Raw genomic sequence first — 21,550 nt, forward strand, 5'->3', positions numbered from 1 at the left:
TAAATTGCTACAGGTGTCAGCCGGCTTTACGCTTGGCGGACACCTGCCGGAGAGCCCCCAGGGGCTTTCTTTTTTTCGTTCGTTATCTGCCGGTTTCAGAAGCCGGACATGTGCCCGGCCTCACCACATACCGCTGCACAGGAGATTCCTAACATGAAATTTCTGCAATCCTATCCAAGGGAAGTTCAAATATTTTTGGCGGCCAGCCTGATCAACTCGGCGGGCGGGTCGCTGATGTGGCCGCTCACCACCATGTACGTGTTTGAGGAGCTGGGCCACTCGATGGCCGACGCCGGCCTGGTCATCATGGTCCAGGCGCTGGGCGGCATCATCGGCCAGCTGCTCGGCGGCGCGCTGTACCACCGGGTCGGGGTGAAGAGGCTCATCGTCGGATCGCTTAGCCTCAATGCGCTTGGTCTGTTCGCCCTGCCTTTCATCAGCCCGTATTGGTATTTATACATGGCTCTGATGGGCTTTATCGGCTTCTGCAACGCCGTGTCCATGCCGGCGATCCAGGCGTTCATCGGCTACCGCTTCGCCGACCGGCGGGGCGAGCTGTTTAACGTCGTGTACGTCGCCAACAACATCGGCGTTGCCCTGGGGACGGCGCTGAGCGGATTCCTTGCGGATCTGTCCTACGACCTGACCTTTATTCTGAACGGGGTCACATCGGCGGTTTTCGCCATGTTTTTCCTGAATTATCTCAGCCGGCTCGATAAGGAGCAGGGGCCGGTTCATCTGCAGAAAAAGGACAAGCCCGAACGTGCCGAAGGTACCTGGTCCCTGCTCTGCAATACGAGGGTTTACCTGTTCATCGGCATCGGTTCCCTGTTTCTCTGGCTGGGGAACTCGATCTGGAACACAGGCGTGTCCCCGTTCATTATCTCCGAGGGCATGCCGAAGCGGGCCTATGGCTTCCTGTGGACGATGAACGGCATTCTCATTTTTGTCGCCCAGCCGCTGACAAGCCTGATCAAGCGCTGGTTCGCACGGACCTCGTCGGCCCAAATTACGGCCAGCGGCCTCTTTTACCTTGGGGCCTATCTTGTCATTGCTGGTCTGCACAGTTATCCGGGAATGGTCATGGCTATGATCCTGGCGACGCTCGGAGAGATGCTGATCTCGCCGGCCATCCCGGCTTTTATTTCCGATCACGCCTATAAGGCGGCTCCGTTCTATATCGGTTTGACCGGGGGAATGGGGGCTGTCGGAAGAATGGCAGGGCCCTATGTCATGGGAATACTGTATGATAACGGAGGAATCATGCCGGTGACCTGGCTGGCGATTGGGGTAGCGGTGCTGTCGGTCGTGTTCTTTGTGACGCACGCGGTTCGCAACCGGCAGGCGGAGATCGATCTGGCCGAATCCTTCGGAAGCTGACGATGACTTGAATACCCCTGAACCTGGTCCTAGTTTACTATCAATTGAGGTGAAGCTGTTATGCCATCCGAACATCGTGTTTTGACCATCCGCCTCTCGGAAATGAGGGACGCCCAGGCGCTGATGGATATCGACGCCCTCGTGTGGAACGAATGGACCGCTCCGGAACCGGTCCGCTGGTCTTCCCGGGAGGACTATCTGCGTCACTGCCCGCCGGGTTCCCAGCTGGTGGCCGTGGTGGACAACGTATTGTGCGGGTACATCGGATTTCGTCCGGCTACGGGCCTCTCCAGCAACAGCCATGTTTGTGAAATCAACATTGCGGTTCATCCCGATTATCAGCAGGAGGGGATCGGGTCGAGGCTGATCGAGGCGGGAAAGAAATGGGCGCAGGAGCAAGGAAAAAGAAAGCTGAGACTGCGGGTCCTGTCTTCCAACCCCGGAGCCATCGCATTTTACCGCAAATGTGGTTTTGTACAGGAGGGCTGCCTGGAACGGGAATTTTGTATCGGCGGCCGCGATGTCGATGATATATTGATGAGTTGCTTTCTGGCTCGTCCTTAATGGGGCTATGGGGCTATCCGTCCTGTAAAATACCATGATATTACATTTTTTGTGCATAATTAGTCAGTCTGCCCGATATAAAACGGTACAAAAGGGACTTTCACAAGGTGGAGGTTCCTTTTTATACTATGATTAACGCTTTGTCATCAGCAGCATTCAAGAATCCGAATGGTTTCATCCCCGAATGATCAGTTTATAAGGGTATAGCAGATTTTATAGAAGAGGGGTCATAAGAGAATGGATCTTCATCTTGAGGGTAAAAAGGCGCTTGTCATTGCATCCAGTCAGGGACTGGGCAAAGCGATCGCCGCTGAACTGGTGCGAGAAGGAGCCGATGTAATGCTGGTCAGCCGCAGCGACGGCAAGCTGGAGGCGGTACAGCAGGAGCTGCAGAAGCTCGGCAGCGGCGTGGTGGAATATTACGCGGCGGACATTACGATTCCGCATGAAGTGGAAGCGATGGTGCGTTATACGGCCGAAAAGTTCGGCCGCATCGATATATTGGTCAATAACGGAGGCGGTCCGTCTCCGGGAACGTTTGAAACGCTGACGGATGAAGACTGGGATAAAGCTTTTCAGCTGAACCTGCTCAGCTATGTCCGAATGATCCGTGAGGTGCTCCCGCATATGAAGGGACTGGGCGGGCATATCGTCAATTTGACGTCGACGTCGATCAAGCAGCCGATTCCCGGGCTCATTCTGTCGAATACGTTCCGCAACGGCGTAGCCGGCATGAGCAAGTCTTTGTCTCAGGAGCTGGCTCAGTACGGAATCCTGGTGAACACGGTGGCACCGGGGCGGATCGAGACCGACCGGATCATCCAGCTGAACGAATCGAATGCGAAAGCGAAGGGTGTCAGCGCGGAAGAGGTCGCAGAGCAGTCCCAGAGCGAAATTCCGCTCGGACGGTACGGAACGCCGGAGGAATTCGCCAAAGGCGTCGTATTCCTGTTATCGGGTGCCAATACCTATATTACCGGCACAACCCTTGTCATTGACGGCGGGCTGGTACAGGCTCTCTAAGGGCCATCCCAGCTCGTGTAATTCTTTTGTACCGGCACACCCCCAAATGCTATGATGGAAGCAAAATGATCAATTTGGAGGGAAGCCGCAATGAATCAGATGGATACCGCTTACCGGATCGTATCGGTGAATGTCGGCAAGCCGATGACGGTAGAGTATATGGGCAAACCGCTGACGACCGGCATACATAAGCGCCCGATTGAAGGAGAAGTGTTCGTCGGACGCACGCAGATGGACGGGGACGGCCAGGGCGACATGATAAATCATGGCGGACCGGACAAGGCGGTCTGCGTCTATCCTGTAGAGCATTACGCCTATTGGGAGCGGGAGCTGGGCATTCCGATGGAGTGCCCAGCCTTTGGCGAGAATTTGACCGTATCCGGGCTGCTGGAAGAAGAGGTGTGCATCGGCGATACGTTTGAAATCGGCGGGACGGTCATGCAGGTCGCCCAGCCGAGATTTCCCTGCTTCAAAATCGCCAGCAAGCACGGGGTGACCGACTTCCCGGCGCGGGTGCTGAATACCGGGTACAGCGGATTTTATCTCCGCGTACTCCAGGAAGGGGTGCTGGACCGCCAATCGTCCATCGTCAATCGTGAATCCAGCCCGGGCGGCGTGACGGTGGCTGCGGTTCTGCGTCAGCTGGCGCTGGGACGCAAGCGGGCGGACCGGGAAGAGATTGCCCGGATGCTCGAAGTGGAGGCCCTTGCTTCGAACGTGAAAGAGCAGTTCAGCAACTGGCTGGCCTAAACCGGACATGCTGCGGCCAGGCTACCGGCCGTCCAGTTATCCAGGACTGCCGAACGTCTGTGGTGCATCGCTGAATGATCGCTTCATCGTATCGCAAAAATGCCGCCGTCCCCTGTCCGTTGGACAGGAGCGGCGGCATTTTGTCTGCCTTGGAGGAAGGGTTTTCAAAACGGGCTACCGAAGCAGCTTCCATTCGCTTTGTATCATCCCATAGACCGCGTGATTCACGTATCCTTGGGGCAGCTTCTCCGCTTCACGGACGATTCCCTCGAGAACGAATCCCAGCCGTTCGGGGATCGCACGGCTGCGGTGGTTGCCCGTTGCGCAGCGGATTTCGACCCGGTTGAGATCCATGTCCATCAGGGCATAATCGACAAAGGTCCGGCAGGCGCTGGTCATGATGCCTTTGCCTTCAAATTCCTTCCCCAGCCAGTAGCCGATGCTGACGGAGCGGTTGTTCCAGTCGATCTGATGGTAGCTGATCAAGCCGGCAATTTCATCGTCCACCCAAATGCCGGCGGAAATGCCGCCGTTCTCGGCGCCCTGCTTAATGGCATTTTTCACAAAATTGGCCGTATGCTCCACTTCCCGGATCGCATCCACCCAGGGGAGCCATTCCCGCAGCCGGTCACGTGACCGGTCGGTCAAGTGAAACAGCGGGCGTGCATGCTGCAGCGCCAGGGGCCGGAGCTCAATTTGGTCGTCAAGTGCGTATGTAAACATGAATGAATCCCTCTTTCTTTTCCCAAGATCGGCGAAATTGGCGGCCAGCTTATAAATGTAACCAACCATGCGTTTTCACTTCTCCCCTCGTACTTAACGGGACGCTTTAACCTTTTGTTCCAATGCGTATATATCGTCTTCCAGGGATATCATTCTCTGGCTGACCACATGGCGGCAGTCGCTCAGCGCCTGGTTGTACACATGCGGAGCGATGCGCGTCATAAAGAAGTCCAGCACGCCGTCCGCTGCCAGCTCACCGATGGCTTCGCCGCGTTCATCCTCAAAAAACTGCTGGATCTGCTGAATTGCCTGTTCCCGCTGTTCCTTCGCAAGCTTCATCGATTGCATATGCCTTTAGGCCCCCTTCGGCTTTTATTTCCATGCTACCTTATTCCTCAAATGGCGTCAAAATGGTATTAGCCCCAATTTTCATGTTTGCCCCTGGATTGGGGAAGGATGTATAAGGCTTCGCGTTCACGTAAAAGGGGAGAGGAGCGCGAATGATTGAACTCTCCCGGCATTACAGGTATATTTATATGAAACAAGCTTTATACAGAGAATAAGATGGACGAGGTCTATCTATAAAGAAGACTTTATGGATGAAAGGTTGATAACTGTGGAGAAACCAAGCACTCCCTCCAATTTTATTAAAAATGTCATAACGGAAGACCTGAAGTCGGGCAAGGTTCAGAAAGTGGTCACCCGCTTTCCTCCGGAACCGAACGGCTATTTGCATATTGGGCATGCCAAGGCGATCTGGATCAATTTCGCGCTGGCCGGCGAATTCGAAGGCGCAACGAACCTGCGCTTTGACGATACGAACCCGCTGAAGGAAGACGTGGAGTTCGTCAGATCCATTGAGGAAGACGTGAAATGGCTTGGATACGAATGGGCAGAGAAGCGTTATGCCTCGGACTATTTCGATGAGATGTACAACCGTGCGGTGCTCTTGATCAAAAAAGGCAAAGCGTATGTCGACGATCAGACAGCCGATCAAATCCGTGAGACGCGCGGCACGCTGACCGAACCGGGCCAGAACAGCCCTTACCGTGACCGCAGCGCCGAGGAGAACCTCGAGCTGTTTGAGAAAATGCGCAGCGGTGAGTTCAAGGATGGGGAGAAGGTGCTTCGGGCCAAGATCGACATGGCCTCGCCGAACATCAACCTGCGGGATCCGGTCATTTACCGGATCGCCCATGCCACGCACCACAACACGGGGGACAAGTGGTGCATTTACCCGATGTATGCGTTCGCCCATCCGCTGGAGGACGCCATCGAAGGCGTAACGCACTCCCTCTGCTCGTTGGAGTTTGAGGATCAGCGCCCGTTCTATGATTGGGTCATCCAGGAATGCGAGATGGAGAGCACGCCGCATCAATACGAATTCGGCCGCCTGAATCTGGCGCAGACGCTGACCAGCAAGCGGAAGCTGAAGCTGCTCGTGGACGAGAAGATCGTCGACGGCTGGGACGATCCCCGCATGCCGACGATTTCCGGACTCCGCCGCCGCGGTTACACGCCGGAAGCGATCCGGAATTTCGTGTACGAGACCGGCATCTCGAAGAGCCAGGGCCTGGTGGATCTGCAAATGCTGGAGCATTTTATCCGCGAGGACCTCAAGCTGAAGGCTCCGCGGACGATGGCGGTGCTGCGGCCGTTGAAAGTGGTCATCACCAACTATCCGGAAGGCCAGGTGGAATGGCTCGAAGCGGAGAACAATACCGAGAACCCGGACATGGGCACGCGGCAAATCCCGTTCTCGCGCGAAATTTACATCGAGCAGGACGACTTCATGGAGAACCCGCCGAACAAATATTTCCGTTTGTTCCCGGGCAACGAGGTCCGGCTGAAGAATGCCTACTTCATTAAATGCCATGACTTCGTGAAGGACGAGAACGGCCAGGTGACGGAAATTCATTGCACCTATGATCCGGAGACGAAGAGCGGCACCGGCTTCACCGGCCGCAAGGTCAAGGGAACCATCCACTGGGTCGAAGCTTCCCATGCCGTACCAGCCGAGTTCCGTCTGTATGAGCCGCTGATCAAAGCGGAAGAGACGGATGCCCCAGCCGAGGAGAACGAAGCCGAAACGGCAGAGAAAAGCTTCCTGGACGAAATCAATCCGAACTCCCTCGAAGTGCTGCACGGCTTTGTGGAAGCGGACATGAAGAATGCCAAGCCGCAGGACAAGTTCCAGTTTTTCCGGCACGGATATTTTAACGTGGATTCGAAGTATTCTGCGCCCGGACAACCGGTATTTAACCTGGTCGTCTCCCTGAAGAGCTCGTTTCAACTGCCGAAATAAGGCGGAATCGTCTCGGCACAAGAACCTATGAGAAGACCTGCAACGTTCGAATGACATATAGAAAAGCCAGCCGCAGATGCAATCATCCAGCGGCTGGCTTTTTGTTTATGTTTAGCTTGCTCTGTCTCGCTTATGTCAAGCTTTGGCCCGGCCAATCGAGTCCAGCTTCTTTAGAGCGGTGAATCGTCATCATCGGGAGGCCCGGTCACTGTTCCAGCAGCCCCCGCCTGGGTATGATGCTGAACGCGAATCCAATACCACATAATGCCGAAGCCGGCCGCGCCGATCAGCGCCAGCATCACGCAAATTTTGTACATGGCAGCCCCGCCGAAGTTCTGGAACAGCCAGCCGCCGGCCAGGCTTCCGAGCATGCCGGAGATGCCGCTCCAAGTGAGCGTGTAGAGCGCCTGAGCGGGTCCGCGGAATGGGGCCGGCGTCAGCAGGCGCACCACCTGGGTTCCGACAAAGAAGAAGCCGCCGAAGGTGATGCTGTGAAGGATCTGGATGACGGCGATTTCGACCGGGCTCGTGGCGTTCGCCATCAACTGCCAGCGAAGGACAAACAGAAGGCTTACGAGGGAAAGGCAGCCTACGAGCGTGGATAATTTACGCCTAAGATAACGATTGAACAGAATCAGCACACCGATCTCCAGAATGGACGACAGGAAGACGGCCAGTCCCACTACCGTTTTTGATCCTCCCAGTTCCGTGATGTAGAGCGACATGAACGTATTATTCATAAAGGTGGGGATGGAGACAGCCACCCCCAGAACGATAAAAGCGATAAAATAACGGTTCACCGCAAATCTGCCAAAGCCCCGGAGACGCATCGGCGGCGTTTCGGAGGTCCGCTTAAGCGGTGGCAGGAGCAGGACGGACACGATCGCCAGGACAAGGATTCCCGTAAACACGAAGGAAAGGCGGGAGATTCCGATCCGGTCGAGGAAAAGGCCGGCGGCCACAGCCGTCACCGCCCAGCCTATAGAGCCCCACATCCGGAACGCGCCGAACCGGTGCGGCTGATCCGGAATATAGCCGAGAATCAGCGTGTTGCTTTGCGCAAACATCGGGCTTTGAAAGAAGAAAAAGAGCATCATGGCCACATAAATCATCGTAAACGTATCGGCATGAAATACAAATTGAGTCAGCAGCAGGGTACCCGCCATCATGAGAAGCAGGCTGCGCTTGGTGTCCCGCAGGCGTTCGCCGGCAAACGTCCAGACCGGATTGGCCAGCAGGGAGATCAGCGGCCCCAGTGCCATCAGGCTGCCGATTTCCAGTTTGTTCATTCCCGCATCCTGCAGGTATAATTGAAAATAGCTGGTGAAAATCACCATGGTGCCGTAAATTAAAAAGTTGAACGCCTTGAGCGACGTTAACGAAGACGGCTTGCTTCCGTTTTCCTGCACGCTAGCACATTCCTTTCCGGCCGTTTGCTAATATATAGGTTGAACTGAAGTTCCGCATTGTAATCTTCTGATGACCCGCTTCTGTGCGCAAAGTTAGAAATTCTTCCGTTCATTCCATATCGAAAGCGGCGTTTTAAAGACTGCCAATCCCACTTTATCATTAGTTGAAAAGGGATACAAACCAACTTTTGAGAATTATCCCATAATTTATTTGGAGCTACTTTAAATGTATGAAAAATAGGACCTGGATTGCCTGTTAATGCTTGTAACGAGAGGGATGATACGAACGATGTTCAAGGTCACAGGAATTTTACTTGCCGGGGGTCAATCCAGCCGGATGGGGACCGATAAGGCACTGCTGAGCGTGAACGGCGAAACGGTAATTGAGCGGATCGTCCGCTTGATGTCGCCGTCTGCTTCAAATATCATCATTTCGGCTAATGACGACGAAAAATATGCGTTCCTGGGCAAAGAAGTGGTGCATGACCGTTATCCGGGACAGGGACCGCTGTCGGGATTGCATGCCGGACTGCATGCTGCCGCCACGCCTTGGAGCATCATCACGGCTTGTGATATGCCGTTTGTGACGGAAGAGGTTTTTCGTTTTCTGGCACGGAAGGCAGAAGAAGCGGCGGCGGTTAAGGATGATGATAAAGGCGGCCTCCAGGCCATCGTCCCGGTATCGGGGGGGCGCATTCAGCCGCTGCTGGCTGCCTACCATCGCAGCGTCCTGCCGTCCTTGGAGACGTGCTTGTCTTCCGGCCGTCTGCGCCTGACCGGGTGGCTGGAGCAGCTGAAGGTGTGCTATGTCTCCGAGGAAGAGCTCATCCAGGAGCTTGGGCCCGGTGCGGACAAAGCCTTCTATAACATGAATGAACCTTCAGACTATAGGCGTGCCATGACGGGTCTTTCTTGAGAGAGGATTTTTGTTAAGTTGTCTTTATATTCCCATTTTATGTACAGGTCTGGTTTCGGCAAGCCTAAACAATATAAAAAAAAGACGTGCCCTTTCCCGTCTAGGGAGAGAAGCACGTCCTTTTTATTTGAAGATATTAATCTTCTACTTTCGGTTTCCGGAATTTCATCAGGAACTCATACACAACCGGCACGATGACCAGCGTCAGCAGCGTGGAGCTGACCAAACCGCCGATAACCGTGATGCCGAGACCTCTGGAGATGATACCGGCACTGTTCTCCAGTCCCGATACGAGCGGCAGCAGGGCACCGATGGTGGCGAGCGCCGTCATCAGAATCGGACGGAGACGGGTGGCTCCGGCTTCCAGCAGCGCTTCACGCGTCGACAAGCCTTCGCGTTCTTTGTGAATCACCCGGTCGATCAGCACGATCGCGTTGGTCACGACGATACCGATCAGCATCAGGGCGCCCATCAGGGCCGATACGTTCAGCGTCTCTCCGCCGATCCAGAGGCCGACAAGTCCGCCAATGATCGTGAACGGCAGGGAGAACAGGATCGCAAACGGCGCCAGGCCGCCGCCGAAGGTCACGACGAGCACGAAGTAGACGATGGCGATCGCCGCAGCCATGGCCAGGCCGAGCTGGGTGAACGTATCGTTGATCTGCTCGGTGGTGCCGCCGAATTTAACTTCGACGCCGTCCGGCAAGTCGATCTTGTCGATTTCCTTTTGCAGGTCCGAAGAAGCTTTGCCGACGTTGGAGGTGACAATGTTGGCCGTCACGTCCACGACCATTTTACCGTCGTTGCGGGTGATCGTATCCGGCGACGTGCCTTTTTCCACTTTGGCGACGTCTTTGATCGGAACGTTCATGCCCAGCGGCGACTGAACCGTTTCGTTCTCAATGTCGTTGATGCTCTTGTATTCCTTGTTGTCGGTTTCGATATAAACCTTGTAGTCTTTGTTGTCGACCGTCACTTCGGTCAGCACCGGACGTTCGCGGACCGGGCTCAGCTTCATGGCGATTTGACCGGCCGTCAAGCCCATCGAGCTGAGTTTTTGCTGATCCGCCACTATCGTGTATTGGTCATACGCTTTGGTCAGGCTTGTTTTCGCTTTTTCAAAATTATCCGTGTCCGCCTGCACCAGCTTCAGGATTTGTTCGGAGACCGGTTTGATATCATCCAGGCTGTTGCCGTAGACGCTGACGCTGAGCGAACTTCCGCCCATGCCGCCGGACATGTCCATCAAGCTCCATTCTCCGGTGGATACTTGTTTCTTCAGACCTTCCACGAGGTTTTTCTTCACGTTCTCAAAGTCTTTCGTATCTTTGTTGTACTCTACATAGAACAGACCCGAATTGGACGAAGATCCTCCAGCCAGCGGATTGCCGCTGCCGCCGACGGAGTACTGCATCTTGTCGATGTTCGGCTGGCTCAAAATGTATTTCTCGGCTTCAAGGGCCCGCTTCTCTACGGTTTCCAGCTGAGCGCCAGGTTCAGGCGAGTAGGTCACCATGATGTATTTGTCCTCCTGGTCCGGCAGGAAGCTGGTGCCGATCAGCGGGGTCAGGAAGAAGCTTGCCACGAGCAGAATAACCGCCGACCCGAATGTGATCAGCTTGTGGGACAAGGCCCAGTTCAGAATCCGCTGGTAGCCGCGGGCCATCCGGCCCGGCTTGTCGTGATCATGCTGCTTGGAGGACTTGATGCCCTTCTTGAACAGGCTGTGGGCCAGCATCGGCACGAGCGTGATCGCCACGAGCAGGGAAGCCAGCAGGGCGAAGACCATCGTAAGCGCAAACGGCATGAACAGCTCGCCGACCATGCCGGTGACGAACGCCAGCGGCAGGAAGACCGCGATCGTTACGATCGTCGAGGACATGATCGGAACGAACATTTCACGCGTCGCTTCGCGGATCAGTTCGCGTCCGCGAAGCTTCTCGCCGCTGCTGGTCAAGCGGCGGTAAATGTTCTCGATGACGACGATGGAGTCGTCGACGACGCGGCCGATCGCGACGGTCATCGCGCCGAGCGTCATCATGTTGAGCGTAATATCGAGCCGCCACAGAATCAGCAGGGCGATCAGCAGCGACAGCGGAATCGACAGGATCGAGATGATCGTGGAGCGAATGTTCCGCAGGAAGATCAGAATGATGATAACGGCGAAGAGCGCACCGAAGACCGCTTTATCCAGCATCGTCGACACGGAGTCTTCGATCGGTTTGCCCTGGTCGAGCAGCACCGTAAGCTCCATGCCTTTGAACTGGCCTTCAAGGTCTTTGGCTTTGTCCTTCACGGCATTGACTACGTCCACCGTGTTGGCGTCATTGTCCTTGACGATTTGCAGGCCGATCGAGGCCTTGCCGTTCGTGCGGGACACCGACTCCGCGCTGCCGACCACCTTGATGTCGGCGATATCGCTGAGCTTCACCGTCGGAATGCCGGTCGGAACGCCGGTCGGAACGCCGGCCTGGCTGCCTTGAACGGAAGCTGCAGCATTGCCAGCTGCAGCATTGCCGCCTGCACCGGCTGCGCTGCCTGCGCCTGCACCGGCTGCGCTGCCTGCGCCTGCACCGGCAGCAGCGCCTGCGCCACCGGCACCTTGACCGGCTGCCCCGGCAGTACCGCTTTGTCCTTGTGCGCTGCCCGCTCCCGGCGTAACCGGAATCGTCAGTTTCTTCAAATCATCGAGCGTCGTGATGTTGCCGTCCACGACAACCGCTTTGGAGGACTGCTCCAGATTGAACAGACCGAGCGGAACCCGTACGGAAGAGCCTTGAACGATACCCTTGACGGTATCTTCAGTCAGGCCGAGCTGAGCCATTTTCTCCTTATTAAATGTCAGCTGGACTTCCTTTACGTATTGTCCGGAGACGGAGACGGAAGCGACGCCTGGAATTTTCTCCAGTTCAGGCACGACTTCGTTCTCAATGTTTTTGGTCAGACCCTCAAGATCACTTGAGCTGTCGGACGCGCTGAGGGATATGACCGGAAACGAGCTCAGGCTGAACTTGGAGATCGTCGGCTTCTGGGCGCCGTCAGGCAGCGTCACTTCGTTGAGCGCTTCCCGGACGGCAGCGGTGGCCTGATCGAGATCCGTGCCGTAATCGAATTCCATGGCGATGTTGGCTGCGTTCTCCATAGACGTAGAGGAGACGTTCTTGACTCCGTCCACGTTCTGCAGCCGCTGCTCCAGCGGGATCGTAATATCCTGCACGACGCCTTCCGGCGCTGCGCCCGGGTAAACGGCGGTCACGCTAAGAAACGGGATGTTGATGTTCGGAATCGTCTCCTGCTTCATCACCAGCCCGCTGTACAAGCCGGCGGCGGCGACGATGACCGTCAGGATCCAGATGGCGAATTTATTGTTCAATGAAAAATTAATAATGCTCTTCATTTCGCAGGTTTCTGCTCCTCTCCTTTGTATCTCTTGCTCACGCTTCAGGTACGATCGGTTCTTGAAAACACGTACAGCCTGCAGATTTCCTTCAATTCGCGGCTTAAGGAAACAAGCTCGGGCACGCTCTCCAGGTTGGCGATCATGCCGGCCAGGATCGCCTTGCGCGGTTCGATGTCCCGAAACTCCTTATCGATGATGTCGATCGACTCCTGAGCCAGGTCACGCTCTGGTCCTTCCGGCAGCTTGTCCTTTAAGAGATCCCGCATCTGCTTGGTAATAATAAGCGGATGCCGCAGGCTCCCCCCGGACCGGTCCTTCAGCTTCTCCGTCCACTCGGTCCATATCCCAGGGGAAATAAGCGGATCCCGCTGCGACCGGACCATGCCGCCGACGACTTCGTCCAGCAAAAACACGATATGATCGGCAACCCGCCGGATGTTCAGCGGCAAACCCGGAATAAACAGCGTCCGGATATATCCGTCGAGAAGGCCCACCACAAACATGGTAAGGTCCAGCGTGTAGGGATAGACGTCATCCCCGTAAATTTGCTCGAGCTTGTTTTTGAACCATTGGATGCCGATGATTTGCTTTTCACGCAAATGTTTCTGGGACGGTGGCTTTTTTCCCGAAGCATGGTGATCCTGAATCTGTACCACCAGAAACTCCCGGAGCTCCACGAGCAGATTCAGCACGACTTCCAGCTGTTTCCGCAGCTGTTCTTTGGGAGTCAGAAGGTGTTCCTGTTCCACCTGCATAACGCTGTCCCGGATCAGGCCCTCACAGTACAGGTAGATGCTGCTCTCCAGATCCTCCTTGGATTTGAAGTGCAGATACAAGCTGCCTTTGGACATGCCGCAGTATTCCGCGATTTCCTGCATGGAGGTGGCCGAAATTCCCTTTGTGGAAAACAGCTGCAGGGCGGTTTTCAGAATCTGTTTTTTCTTGTCCGCCAATTTCTCAGACAAATGCACCTTCACTCCTTTCTGACACTTTGGTTCTCAAATTGACCGACTAGTCAGAACGATTATATTACAAAGCGAAGGTCGTTTTCAAACAACCCGGCGCCATTTACAAAAAAAGGCACCTTCCTGGTTGTAATACGCAGGAAGGTGCCGGTTGGGCTCCATATTTATAGGGAATGAATATGGCGAAATTGTGACGGTTTTGACAGGCGGTTTTCTTAACCCATACAGCCCGGGAACATGCCGGTCGAAATGGCTAAACGGTTCCAGCAGTTAATGGCGTTGATCGCCATCAGCAGGTCGACGATTTCCTTCTCGTTAAAATGTTCTTTGACCCTGCCGAACACCTCATCCGGGACGCCTGCCTCGGAAATTTTCGTCACGTATTCCGCAAGCTCCAGCGCAGCGCGCTGCTGCTCAGTGAATACGGGAGCTTCCCGCCATACGCAGACCAAGGTCAGCTGCTCCAGGTAATCTCCCAGCTTGAGCAAATCCTTGCTGTGCATATCAAGACAAAACGCGCATCCATTGATTTGCGACACCCGGATTTTGATCAGCTCGTAGAGCACTTTGTCGACCGAGCTGCCGTGGGCAAACTGCTCAAAAGCAAGCATCGCTTTAAAAGCTGGCATATTGGCGTCCCTGTAATTGAATCTGATTTTCATCGATAACAGCCTCCTTTAGGTTCATTCACTAAGAAGACTAATCAGGGACGGAATTTGTGACATCGTTCCATAAAAAAAGCAAAAAAAATTATGAGATCAGCTTCAATCCTACCGCTGAGGCCAAAATCATGGCAATAAACAGAATTCGCCGCCATTCCTTGGGCTCGCCGAACAGAAACATGCCGGCCAGCGTGCTGCCGACCGTGCCGATGCCGGTCCAGACCGCGTACGCCGTTCCCATCGGAATCGAGTTCATGGCGTAGGACAGCAGGGAAAAGCTAAGCGCAAAGGACAGGATCAGCATGACATATGCCGGCAGCCCTTTCTTTTGCGTGACGCCCTTGATCCCGATGACGCCGAACATTTCGCATAGGCCGGCGATGACGATTGCAATCCAAGCCATCAGTGATTCGCCCCCTTTTGTTCCTTGCCGTCTTTGTCGGTGACCAGCTTAAGGCCGATCACTCCGGCGAGAAGAACGAGAATGAGCAGGATCTTGGGCCAGCGGAACGGTTCGCCGAAGAACAACATCTCGGCAACGACGGTGCCGGCTGTTCCCAGACCGGTAAACACCGCGTACACCGTCCCGACTGGCAGATGGTTCGAAGCGTCAATAATGAGAATAAAGCTCGCGATGATAGCGATGACAGTAAGAATCCATTCGAGCACATTGTCCGAGTGCTTCAGGCCGGACACCCACAGCACTTCTACAACGCCCCCGATAATAACAGAAAGCCAGTGGCGGTTCATGATGATCCTCCTTTAATGTCCGTTAGGATGCCACTTGCGTCAGATATGATGAATGCCCGCCCAGTATACGGGCCATGATGCCGCCAGCCTGCGCTGCGATCCCTCCAGCCCGCCGCACACCATTTCGATAAGGACCCCGTCGATCAGCGTCATGTAGGCGACGGCGGCACCGTCCGGATCTTTAACCGGGAGGTGGCCGGCGGAGGCGTGGTGGCGCATGACGCGAATCATCCGCTTTTCCATCGAATCCAGAAACGGAAAGACCAGTTCCATGACCTGATCATGCAGCGAGGAGGGCGGAAAGTAGGCCATGCGCAGCACAAACTTGGTTTTACTGCTCCGGGTGTACTCCTCCTGGAGATACTCCAGCAGTCCTTTAAGCCGCTGCTCAAGCGGCTGGTCTTTCAGGCTGATATAGCGGCGGATAATCCGGGTCCCTTCCTCATCGAGGGCGCCCTTCAGCGTCTGCAGGAACAGCGCATCCTTCCCTTTGAAATGCGCGTAGATGGACGGCTTTTTAATGCCGACTTCCTCGGCTATTTTTTGCAGGGACGCTCCTTCATATCCATCCTTGGCAAAATGCGATAATGCAGCTTCGAGCAGGGTGTTTTTGGCGTTCATATCATCGACTCCTGTTGACTACCTAACGGTCGTTAGGTGATATTTTTTCACACAATGCAGCCAATGTCAAGAAGATGGGCATTCTAACATTAGGCATGCACGGAAATTTCAGGCGGGCTTGTCCATTCGATAAAAATTCGTAGGAACTTTGAACTTGTTCATGTAAAATATACCTTATGGGTTTAGACGATGACCATGGATATGCATGTTTTTTAATGATACTTAAGAGAGGTAACATATGAGACGGGGAATACAAATTGTTATCATTGCCGCGATATTATTTGCGTTTTACTATTTTGGTTTCGGCGTGTTCGGCAAAACCGCGGGAACCATTGTCAGTATATTTTCCACGCTTACCGTCGTGTCGCTCGGGTTCATGATTTTTATGGAGAACCGCAACCCGTCCTCGACGATGGCCTGGATTCTGCTGCTCGCCCTGATGCCGGTGGTGGGTCTGTTCTTTTATCTGCTCTTCGGGCAAAACTACTTCAAACGGCGCAAGTTCGATAAAAAAGCCGAGCAGGATCTCAGAACATATGACCGGCTGGAAGAGAATGGTGCGCGGTTCCATCCGGATCTCTCTTCCTTTAATCCCATGCAGCAGCAGCTGCTGCATCTCTCGCAGCGGCTGGCGCGGACTCCGATTTCCTTCTCCAGCGATACCAAAGTGCTGACCAACGGGCAGGAAACGTTCTCCACCCTGCTGAAGGAGCTCGAGAAGGCCAGGCATCATATTCATATGGAATACTACATTTACCGCGCAGATCATATCGGAACAAGGATTCAGCAGATTTTAATTGAAAAGGCCAAAGCCGGCGTGCAGGTCCGTTTTATGTACGATGCCTGGGGTAGCATGCAGCTGCCCAAATCGTTCCTGCGGGCCATGCAGGAAGCCGGGGTTCAGGTCGTCGCGTACGGAAGCTCCAAGGCGTTTTTTCTCTCCCGGGTCAACTTCCGCAACCACCGCAAAATCGTCGTGATCGACGGCAAGGTTGGCTTTATCGGCGGGCTGAACGTCGGGGACGAATACCTGAGCCGCAATGCGGCATACGGCTTCTGGAGAGACACCCATATGCGCGTCAGGGGCGAGGCGGTGCGGACGCTGCAAATTATTTTCCTGCAGGACTGGCTCTATATGACCGGGGAAAAGGTGCTGGACGCCGAATATCTGTCTCCCGAGCTGGCGGAAAGCAGCGGCGGCGCCGTGCAGATTATCCCGAGCGGACCGGACAACGACCGGCGTACGCTCAAAAATATTTTTTTCTCGATGATCACCTCGGCGCAGAAATCGGTCTGGCTGGCGACGCCTTATTTTATCCCGGACGACGATATCCTGACGTCCCTGCGCGTGGCTGCAATGTCGGGGCTCGACGTACGCATCCTTTTTCCGTCCAAGCCGGACAAGTGGCTGCCGTTCCTGGCTTCCCATTCGTATTTTCCGTCGCTACTCGACGTGGGCGTCAAAATTTACGAATACGAAAAAGGGTTCCTGCATTCCAAGCTGCTGATCATTGACGGCGAAGTCGCGACGATCGGAACCGCCAATATGGACATGCGCAGCTTCCATTTGAATTTTGAAGTGAACGCGCTGCTGGTGCAGACCGAGAGCGTGCAGCGGATCGTGTCGGACTTTGAACGGGATTTGGTGTATACGAAGCAAATCATTCCCGATAAATTTAATAAGAAAAAAATACCGGAACGCTTTATGGAATCGCTCGCAAGGCTGCTATCCCCTTTGCTGTAGCGGTTTTGCGGTGGTACGAGATAGGCGAAAAAGCTTCTTTGGGCGGCCCGTGGGTGGTTGACATTCACGCGGCCGCCGATTATATTTGTGATAATGATTCTCATTATTGTGGACGGACATTATTAGACAGTTTTAAATCATATGATAGGCAGAATTGGGGGTTACGGGAAAGATGACGCTTTTGCAAACGGAAGCACTGACGCTGGGGTACGGCGATACCGATATTATTAAAGACCTGCATTTGGACATTCCCGAAGGCAAAGTTACGGTTCTGATCGGCAGCAACGGCTGCGGCAAATCCACGCTGCTTCGTTCCATGGCGCGTCTTTTGCGTCCGAAGAGCGGATCGGTTCTGCTCGACGGCAAGGAAATCCATCGGACGTCGACCAAGGAAGTTGCCCGGAATATGGCAATTCTGCCGCAGGGACCGACGGCTCCGGAGGGGCTGACCGTGCTTCAGCTGGTGAAGCAGGGGCGTTATCCGCATCAATCGTGGCTGAAGCAGTGGAGTGCGGAGGATGAGCGTCTGGTGAACGAAGCGCTGGAAATGACGCGCCTCACCGATTTGGCCGACCGCGCGGTTGATTCCCTGTCCGGCGGACAGCGGCAGCGGGCCTGGATCGCCATGACGCTGGCGCAAAACACCGACCTGATTCTGCTCGATGAGCCGACGACATACCTGGATTTGAGCCATCAAATCGAGGTACTGGATCTGCTGTATGAGCTGAACCGCGAGCAGGGACGAACGATCGTAATGGTGCTTCATGACCTGAACCTGGCCTGCCGTTACGCCGATCATATGATCGCCGTGAAGAACCAGGGCGTCTATTGTGCCGGTGCACCGGAAGACGTGCTGACGCCGCAGATGGTCAAGGAAGTGTTCTGCATGGACTGCATGATTGCGGAGGATCCGATCTTCGGAACGCCGATGTGCGTGCCGCACGGCAAAGGCCGTTTGTGCGGAGACCGGTGCAAGCTGTCGGCGGTCTGCGAAGCTTAGGGAATCCGTTCTTTGAGCAGGAATTCACTTGAATTATTACAACGAAATGAATATATAACAGAAGGCGCTTCTGCATAACAGAAGGCGCCTTTTTTGCGTTATATGATCATAATGGCAAGATTATCGGTGGGCCTATCCGGATGAAATGACTGTGCTGATAAGGCCCAAGTCAAAACAGGTAGAATGGGAGGACGCCTGTGAAAGCATCGGCACTTGGTGACAGATCAGAAGGTCGTGAATCCAAGCAGCTTCTGTACGCGGAATAGGAAGTCCTTGAACCAGGTGGACTTTTCCTGATACGCGCTCAGGTCCAGACTGTAGTGCCCATCCCTGTTGTTCCAGAGCCGGTTAAAATAGCCGGCCATCTGCCGGTCCAGCGCATCGCCGCGTGGAACGGAAATCCACAGGTCGTTCTCCAGATTGTAGTTGTCCAGGTTTCGCGGCGTGAGATTGGTCGAGCCGCCCATGATCACGGAGCTGCCTGAAGGATTGGAGATGTACATCAGCTTCGTATGATACTGCTCCTCGGTCGTGTTGTACCAGCGGATAGCGATACGGCCATCGGAACGCTTGGTGAGCTCCTTCGCTACCGGACGGTTCGGGATACCGATCTTGTCCTGGCCGAAGGCGTTCTGATTGGGGTCAAGCAGCAGCCGGATGTTGACGCCGCGGTTGGCGGCATCCAGCAGGGCGCTCATCACCTTTTCATCGGCCAGATAGAACATGCCCATCCACAGGGTGGACCCTTGCGGCGCCCGGTTGATCTCCAGCAGCGTATATTTGTCGATTTTGCCTTCGGTCAGATAGCGGACGGCTATTTTCCCTTCGGATGATTTCTTAACGTCCTCGGAGGCTGGGGTATAAACCGGGAGCCGGTAGTCTCCGGACAGCCGGGCCGCTGCCTGCTCGCCTTTCAGGATATCGCCGATAATCGGGCCTTGCACCTCAAAGGCAATATTGGAGTGGTAAGCGCTGGCATCATGCACGTTACCAGAAGAGACCAGAGCGGTCTTCTCGCTGACCACAACCTTGCGGTGGTTGGCCTTGACGTTCAGCATTTTTAAATACGACCTTGCGGTGACCTTGGGCCCCTCATTAGCCATCAGGTTCGGTATCCATCCTTTGCCCGACTGGCCGAACCACTGGATAAACGTCCGCCACACGGCGGAGTAGATCGGGTTCGAATCCCGCAGCGGATCCACATCGGTCACGACGACCTGGATGCCCGCCGCCTTCATCGCTTCGAGCAGGGGGTTGGGGGCGGAGCCGTAATTCGTATTGATCTGGTCCGTAATAAAGACGATCTGCATCTGGGGATACTGCTTTTTATGCGCGATGAGCTTGTCCGCCAAGTCCTTGCTGACAGTCGGAAACTTCTGCCCTTTATGCTTGTAATCGTTAAACAGGAACAGATCAATGACAAGAAACTCCCTGGATTCATCGACAATCTGCATGATCCGATTCGTAATCTGGGGCTCATGGATGACCTGCCCTTGGTTATCAGGGTAAGTCAAGTCGCGGTAGAAGCGGACTTGATCGACATGGTAGAGCGGGCTCTCGTAGGAAATGCCGGGAGGAAGCGGCTTGTGTGTCTGATAAACGATGACCCCGGCGAGCCAAAGGATGAGCAAGCAGGCCGCAGCCAGAATCCAGCGCCGAACCCGGCGTTTACGGCTTTTCCCCTGCGGCTGCCAGCTGGCCGTACGCGAATGGTACGGTTCAGGTGCGTGCTGGGATGGGATATGGTGGGTCATCGAGTCATCGCCCTCCTTTGCTTGTCCACTGCAGCCGGGTTAAACGGCAGGGTTCTCTGAGGGAGTGCCCCACGGTTTGGAACCCTGCCTTGCTTGGCACAGCGGTCTAACCAACTATTAACGTCGAAAGGGCCTGTTTGAAGCAGAGGAACGTTGTCATCATATGGGAAAAGGGCGTAGTGACCCTCGGTAGCCTAGAAAAACGTGCCATACAGCAAATAGATGTTCAGCGCTGCGATGACGGCTGCTACGATCCAGGCTAGTATCCGCACCCAGCGCGGGGCGATAAAAGGTCCCATCTTAACGGGATCGGATGTGAATTTGACGAGCGGGAACACGGCAAAGGACAGCTGCAGCGAAAGGATGACCTGGCTGAAAATCAGCAGCTGGCCGGTGGAGCCTTCCCCGTAAATTCCGATCACGATCACGGCGGGAACGATAGCGATCAGGCGCGTAATCAGACGGCGGATCCATGGCTTCAGGCGGATGTTCATAAAGCCTTCCATAACGATCTGGCCCGCGAGGGTTCCCGTCAGCGTCGAGTTTTGGCCGGAAGCGAGCAGCGCGACGGCGAACAGGACGCTGGCCGCACCGGTGCCGAGCAGCGGAGTGAGCAGCTGGTAGGCGTCTTGAATCTCTGCTACTTCAGTATGCCCCGTTGAATAAAAGGCAGACGCCGCAAGGATCAGAATGGCCGCATTGACGAACAGGGCGATGGTGAGCGCTACGGTGGAATCCGCAGTAGCGAAACGGATGGCCGATTTCTTGCCAGCAATGGACTCATCGTACCGCCGGGTCTGCACGATCGAGGAGTGCAGGTACAGGTTGTGGGGCATGACGGTCGCGCCGAGCATAGCCAGGGCGATGTACAGCATTTCCGGGTTCTGCACGATGTCTGCCGTCGGAACGAAGCCGGCCATGACCGCGCCCATCTCCGGTTTGGACAGGAACAATTCGACCCCGAAGCACATGATGATAACAGCGATAAACGAAATAACCAAAATTTCGATATGCCGGAATCCTTTATTTTGCAGCAGCAGCACCAGAAGGACGTCCACGGACGTGATGAGGACGCCGGCCAGCAGCGGCAGGCCGAACAGCAGCTGCAGCGCGATGGCTGAGCCGATGATCTCGGCCAGATCGCAGGCCGCAATCGCCAGCTCGCATAATATCCAGAGCCCGACGCTGACGGGCTTGCTGTAATGATCGCGGCAGGCCTGGGCCAAGTCCCTTCCCGTAGCAATGCCGAGGCGTGCGGATAGGGACTGGAGCAGAATCGCCATGAGGTTCGAAATCATGATGACCGACAGCAGGGAGTAGTTGAACATGGCCCCGCCGGCCAAATCGGAGGCCCAGTTGCCGGGATCCATGTATCCGACGGCGACGAGGTATCCGGGACCTGCGAAGGCAAGCATTTTACGGAAGAAGCTGCCCTTCAAGGGAACCTTCATCGATTTATGAACTTCAGGCAGGCTGGGCGGACCGCCTCCTTTGCGCCAGCCGCTGCCGGCGGCCGCCAGTTGGCTCTCCTCACTTGCGTTCATGGGCAGCACTCCTTTCACAACCAATCTTTCGATCCATATC

At 55.0% G+C, this 21,550-nt stretch carries 19 protein-coding genes; 8 read left to right on the plus strand and 11 right to left on the minus strand.

The annotated features are described in order from the left end of the window. Positions 1-153: 153 nt before the first annotated feature. The 4 genes from ABIE48_RS33315 to ABIE48_RS33330 all read left to right on the plus strand — a co-directional run bounded on the left by ABIE48_RS33315 (position 154) and on the right by ABIE48_RS33330 (position 3,717). Positions 154-1,380: an MFS transporter gene (locus ABIE48_RS33315; protein WP_192716720.1), complete on the plus strand. Its 1,227-nt coding sequence runs from the start codon at positions 154-156 to the stop codon at positions 1,378-1,380. A gap of 60 nt (positions 1,381-1,440) precedes the next feature. After that, entirely contained in the window at positions 1,441-1,944 is a 504-nt protein-coding gene (locus ABIE48_RS33320; protein ID WP_076174768.1) for a GNAT family N-acetyltransferase, read from the plus strand. A gap of 237 nt (positions 1,945-2,181) precedes the next feature. Beyond that, positions 2,182-2,967: an SDR family oxidoreductase gene (locus ABIE48_RS33325; protein ID WP_076174766.1), complete on the plus strand. Its 786-nt coding sequence runs from the start codon at positions 2,182-2,184 to the stop codon at positions 2,965-2,967. A gap of 90 nt (positions 2,968-3,057) precedes the next feature. After that, positions 3,058-3,717, plus strand: a complete 660-nt coding sequence (locus tag ABIE48_RS33330) for an MOSC domain-containing protein (protein WP_354520487.1) — start codon at positions 3,058-3,060, stop codon at positions 3,715-3,717. 174 nt (positions 3,718-3,891) lie between these two features. On the opposite strand, the gene ABIE48_RS33335 is transcribed toward ABIE48_RS33330, so the two are convergent. Together ABIE48_RS33335 and ABIE48_RS33340 are read right to left on the minus strand one after the other, a co-directional pair. After that, positions 3,892-4,440 carry a GNAT family N-acetyltransferase gene (locus ABIE48_RS33335; protein WP_089550478.1) on the minus strand — a complete coding sequence of 183 codons (549 nt, stop codon included), beginning with the start codon at positions 4,438-4,440 and terminating at the stop codon, positions 3,892-3,894. 93 nt (positions 4,441-4,533) lie between these two features. Beyond that, entirely contained in the window at positions 4,534-4,788 is a 255-nt protein-coding gene (locus tag ABIE48_RS33340; RefSeq protein WP_192716719.1) for a DUF2164 domain-containing protein, read from the minus strand. Positions 4,789-5,056: 268 nt separating this feature from the next. Here ABIE48_RS33340 and ABIE48_RS33345 point away from each other — a divergent pair, with 268 nt between their 5' ends. Then, positions 5,057-6,745, plus strand: a complete 1,689-nt coding sequence (locus ABIE48_RS33345) for a glutamine--tRNA ligase/YqeY domain fusion protein (RefSeq protein ID WP_192716926.1) — start codon at positions 5,057-5,059, stop codon at positions 6,743-6,745. A gap of 170 nt (positions 6,746-6,915) precedes the next feature. Here the strand turns inward: ABIE48_RS33345 and ABIE48_RS33350 are convergent, their stop codons facing one another. Next, the gene (locus ABIE48_RS33350) at positions 6,916-8,154 is read right to left on the minus strand and encodes an MFS transporter (protein ID WP_192716718.1); all 1,239 of its coding nucleotides are present in this window, start codon (positions 8,152-8,154) and stop codon (positions 6,916-6,918) included. Between the two features lie 289 nt (positions 8,155-8,443). On the opposite strand from ABIE48_RS33350, the gene mobA reads away from it, so the two are divergent. Beyond that, a complete protein-coding gene (gene mobA / locus ABIE48_RS33355) occupies positions 8,444-9,070 on the plus strand; it encodes a molybdenum cofactor guanylyltransferase (RefSeq protein ID WP_354520490.1) in 627 nt (208 codons plus the stop codon). A 136-nt stretch (positions 9,071-9,206) separates the two neighbouring features. Here the strand turns inward: mobA and ABIE48_RS33360 are convergent, their stop codons facing one another. The 6 genes from ABIE48_RS33360 to ABIE48_RS33385 all read right to left on the minus strand — a co-directional run bounded on the left by ABIE48_RS33360 (position 9,207) and on the right by ABIE48_RS33385 (position 15,468). Continuing rightward, on the minus strand, positions 9,207-12,467 hold the full coding sequence (locus tag ABIE48_RS33360; RefSeq protein ID WP_192716716.1) for an efflux RND transporter permease subunit: 3,261 nt from the start codon (positions 12,465-12,467) through the stop codon (positions 9,207-9,209). Positions 12,468-12,511: 44 nt separating this feature from the next. Then, on the minus strand, positions 12,512-13,435 hold the full coding sequence (locus ABIE48_RS33365) for a TetR/AcrR family transcriptional regulator (protein WP_192716715.1): 924 nt from the start codon (positions 13,433-13,435) through the stop codon (positions 12,512-12,514). A gap of 215 nt (positions 13,436-13,650) precedes the next feature. Further along, complete coding sequence (locus tag ABIE48_RS33370) at positions 13,651-14,097, minus strand: carboxymuconolactone decarboxylase family protein (protein ID WP_192716714.1); 447 nt, start codon at positions 14,095-14,097, stop codon at positions 13,651-13,653. An 88-nt stretch (positions 14,098-14,185) separates the two neighbouring features. Further along, entirely contained in the window at positions 14,186-14,500 is a 315-nt protein-coding gene (locus ABIE48_RS33375; RefSeq protein WP_145028026.1) for a DMT family transporter, read from the minus strand. Next, on the minus strand, positions 14,500-14,847 hold the full coding sequence (locus tag ABIE48_RS33380) for a DMT family transporter (protein WP_145028028.1): 348 nt from the start codon (positions 14,845-14,847) through the stop codon (positions 14,500-14,502). The genes ABIE48_RS33375 and ABIE48_RS33380 overlap by 1 nt, the downstream gene beginning before the upstream one ends. A gap of 39 nt (positions 14,848-14,886) precedes the next feature. Then, positions 14,887-15,468: a TetR/AcrR family transcriptional regulator gene (locus ABIE48_RS33385; RefSeq protein ID WP_192716713.1), complete on the minus strand. Its 582-nt coding sequence runs from the start codon at positions 15,466-15,468 to the stop codon at positions 14,887-14,889. A gap of 238 nt (positions 15,469-15,706) precedes the next feature. Here ABIE48_RS33385 and cls point away from each other — a divergent pair, with 238 nt between their 5' ends. Next, a complete protein-coding gene (gene cls / locus ABIE48_RS33390; RefSeq protein WP_145028031.1) occupies positions 15,707-17,212 on the plus strand; it encodes a cardiolipin synthase in 1,506 nt (501 codons plus the stop codon). Between the two features lie 172 nt (positions 17,213-17,384). Next, on the plus strand, positions 17,385-18,212 hold the full coding sequence (locus ABIE48_RS33395) for an ABC transporter ATP-binding protein (protein ID WP_076174732.1): 828 nt from the start codon (positions 17,385-17,387) through the stop codon (positions 18,210-18,212). A 224-nt stretch (positions 18,213-18,436) separates the two neighbouring features. Here ABIE48_RS33395 and ABIE48_RS33400 read toward each other — a convergent pair whose 3' ends face one another. Together ABIE48_RS33400 and ABIE48_RS33405 are read right to left on the minus strand one after the other, a co-directional pair. Then, positions 18,437-19,966, minus strand: coding sequence for a phospholipase D family protein (locus ABIE48_RS33400; protein ID WP_192716712.1), 1,530 nt, complete (start codon positions 19,964-19,966; stop codon positions 18,437-18,439). A 194-nt stretch (positions 19,967-20,160) separates the two neighbouring features. Beyond that, a complete protein-coding gene (locus tag ABIE48_RS33405; protein WP_145028035.1) occupies positions 20,161-21,510 on the minus strand; it encodes an Nramp family divalent metal transporter in 1,350 nt (449 codons plus the stop codon). Positions 21,511-21,550: the final 40 nt, after the last annotated feature.

The sequence above is a fragment of the Paenibacillus sp. OAE614 genome (assembly GCF_040546645.1).
GTDB classification, from domain to species: domain Bacteria; phylum Bacillota; class Bacilli; order Paenibacillales; family Paenibacillaceae; genus Paenibacillus_AQ; species Paenibacillus_AQ favisporus.

Excerpts from the sequence above, each read along its gene's own strand:
- ABIE48_RS33315 (WP_192716720.1), top strand. The coding sequence starts at position 154 with ATGAAATTTCTGCAATCCTATCCAAGGGAAGTTCAAATATTTTTGGCG.
- ABIE48_RS33320 (WP_076174768.1), top strand. The coding sequence starts at position 1,441 with ATGCCATCCGAACATCGTGTTTTGACCATCCGCCTCTCGGAAATGAGG.
- ABIE48_RS33325 (WP_076174766.1), top strand. The coding sequence starts at position 2,182 with ATGGATCTTCATCTTGAGGGTAAAAAGGCGCTTGTCATTGCATCCAGT.
- ABIE48_RS33330 (WP_354520487.1), top strand. The coding sequence starts at position 3,058 with ATGAATCAGATGGATACCGCTTACCGGATCGTATCGGTGAATGTCGGC.
- ABIE48_RS33335 (WP_089550478.1), bottom strand. The coding sequence starts at position 4,440 with ATGTTTACATACGCACTTGACGACCAAATTGAGCTCCGGCCCCTGGCG.
- ABIE48_RS33340 (WP_192716719.1), bottom strand. The coding sequence starts at position 4,788 with ATGCAATCGATGAAGCTTGCGAAGGAACAGCGGGAACAGGCAATTCAG.
- mobA (WP_354520490.1), top strand. The coding sequence starts at position 8,444 with ATGTTCAAGGTCACAGGAATTTTACTTGCCGGGGGTCAATCCAGCCGG.
- ABIE48_RS33360 (WP_192716716.1), bottom strand. The coding sequence starts at position 12,467 with ATGAAGAGCATTATTAATTTTTCATTGAACAATAAATTCGCCATCTGG.
- ABIE48_RS33370 (WP_192716714.1), bottom strand. The coding sequence starts at position 14,097 with ATGAAAATCAGATTCAATTACAGGGACGCCAATATGCCAGCTTTTAAA.
- ABIE48_RS33375 (WP_145028026.1), bottom strand. The coding sequence starts at position 14,500 with ATGGCTTGGATTGCAATCGTCATCGCCGGCCTATGCGAAATGTTCGGC.
- ABIE48_RS33380 (WP_145028028.1), bottom strand. The coding sequence starts at position 14,847 with ATGAACCGCCACTGGCTTTCTGTTATTATCGGGGGCGTTGTAGAAGTG.
- ABIE48_RS33385 (WP_192716713.1), bottom strand. The coding sequence starts at position 15,468 with ATGAACGCCAAAAACACCCTGCTCGAAGCTGCATTATCGCATTTTGCC.
- cls (WP_145028031.1), top strand. The coding sequence starts at position 15,707 with ATGAGACGGGGAATACAAATTGTTATCATTGCCGCGATATTATTTGCG.
- ABIE48_RS33395 (WP_076174732.1), top strand. The coding sequence starts at position 17,385 with ATGACGCTTTTGCAAACGGAAGCACTGACGCTGGGGTACGGCGATACC.
- ABIE48_RS33400 (WP_192716712.1), bottom strand. The coding sequence starts at position 19,966 with ATGACCCACCATATCCCATCCCAGCACGCACCTGAACCGTACCATTCG.
- ABIE48_RS33405 (WP_145028035.1), bottom strand. The coding sequence starts at position 21,510 with ATGAACGCAAGTGAGGAGAGCCAACTGGCGGCCGCCGGCAGCGGCTGG.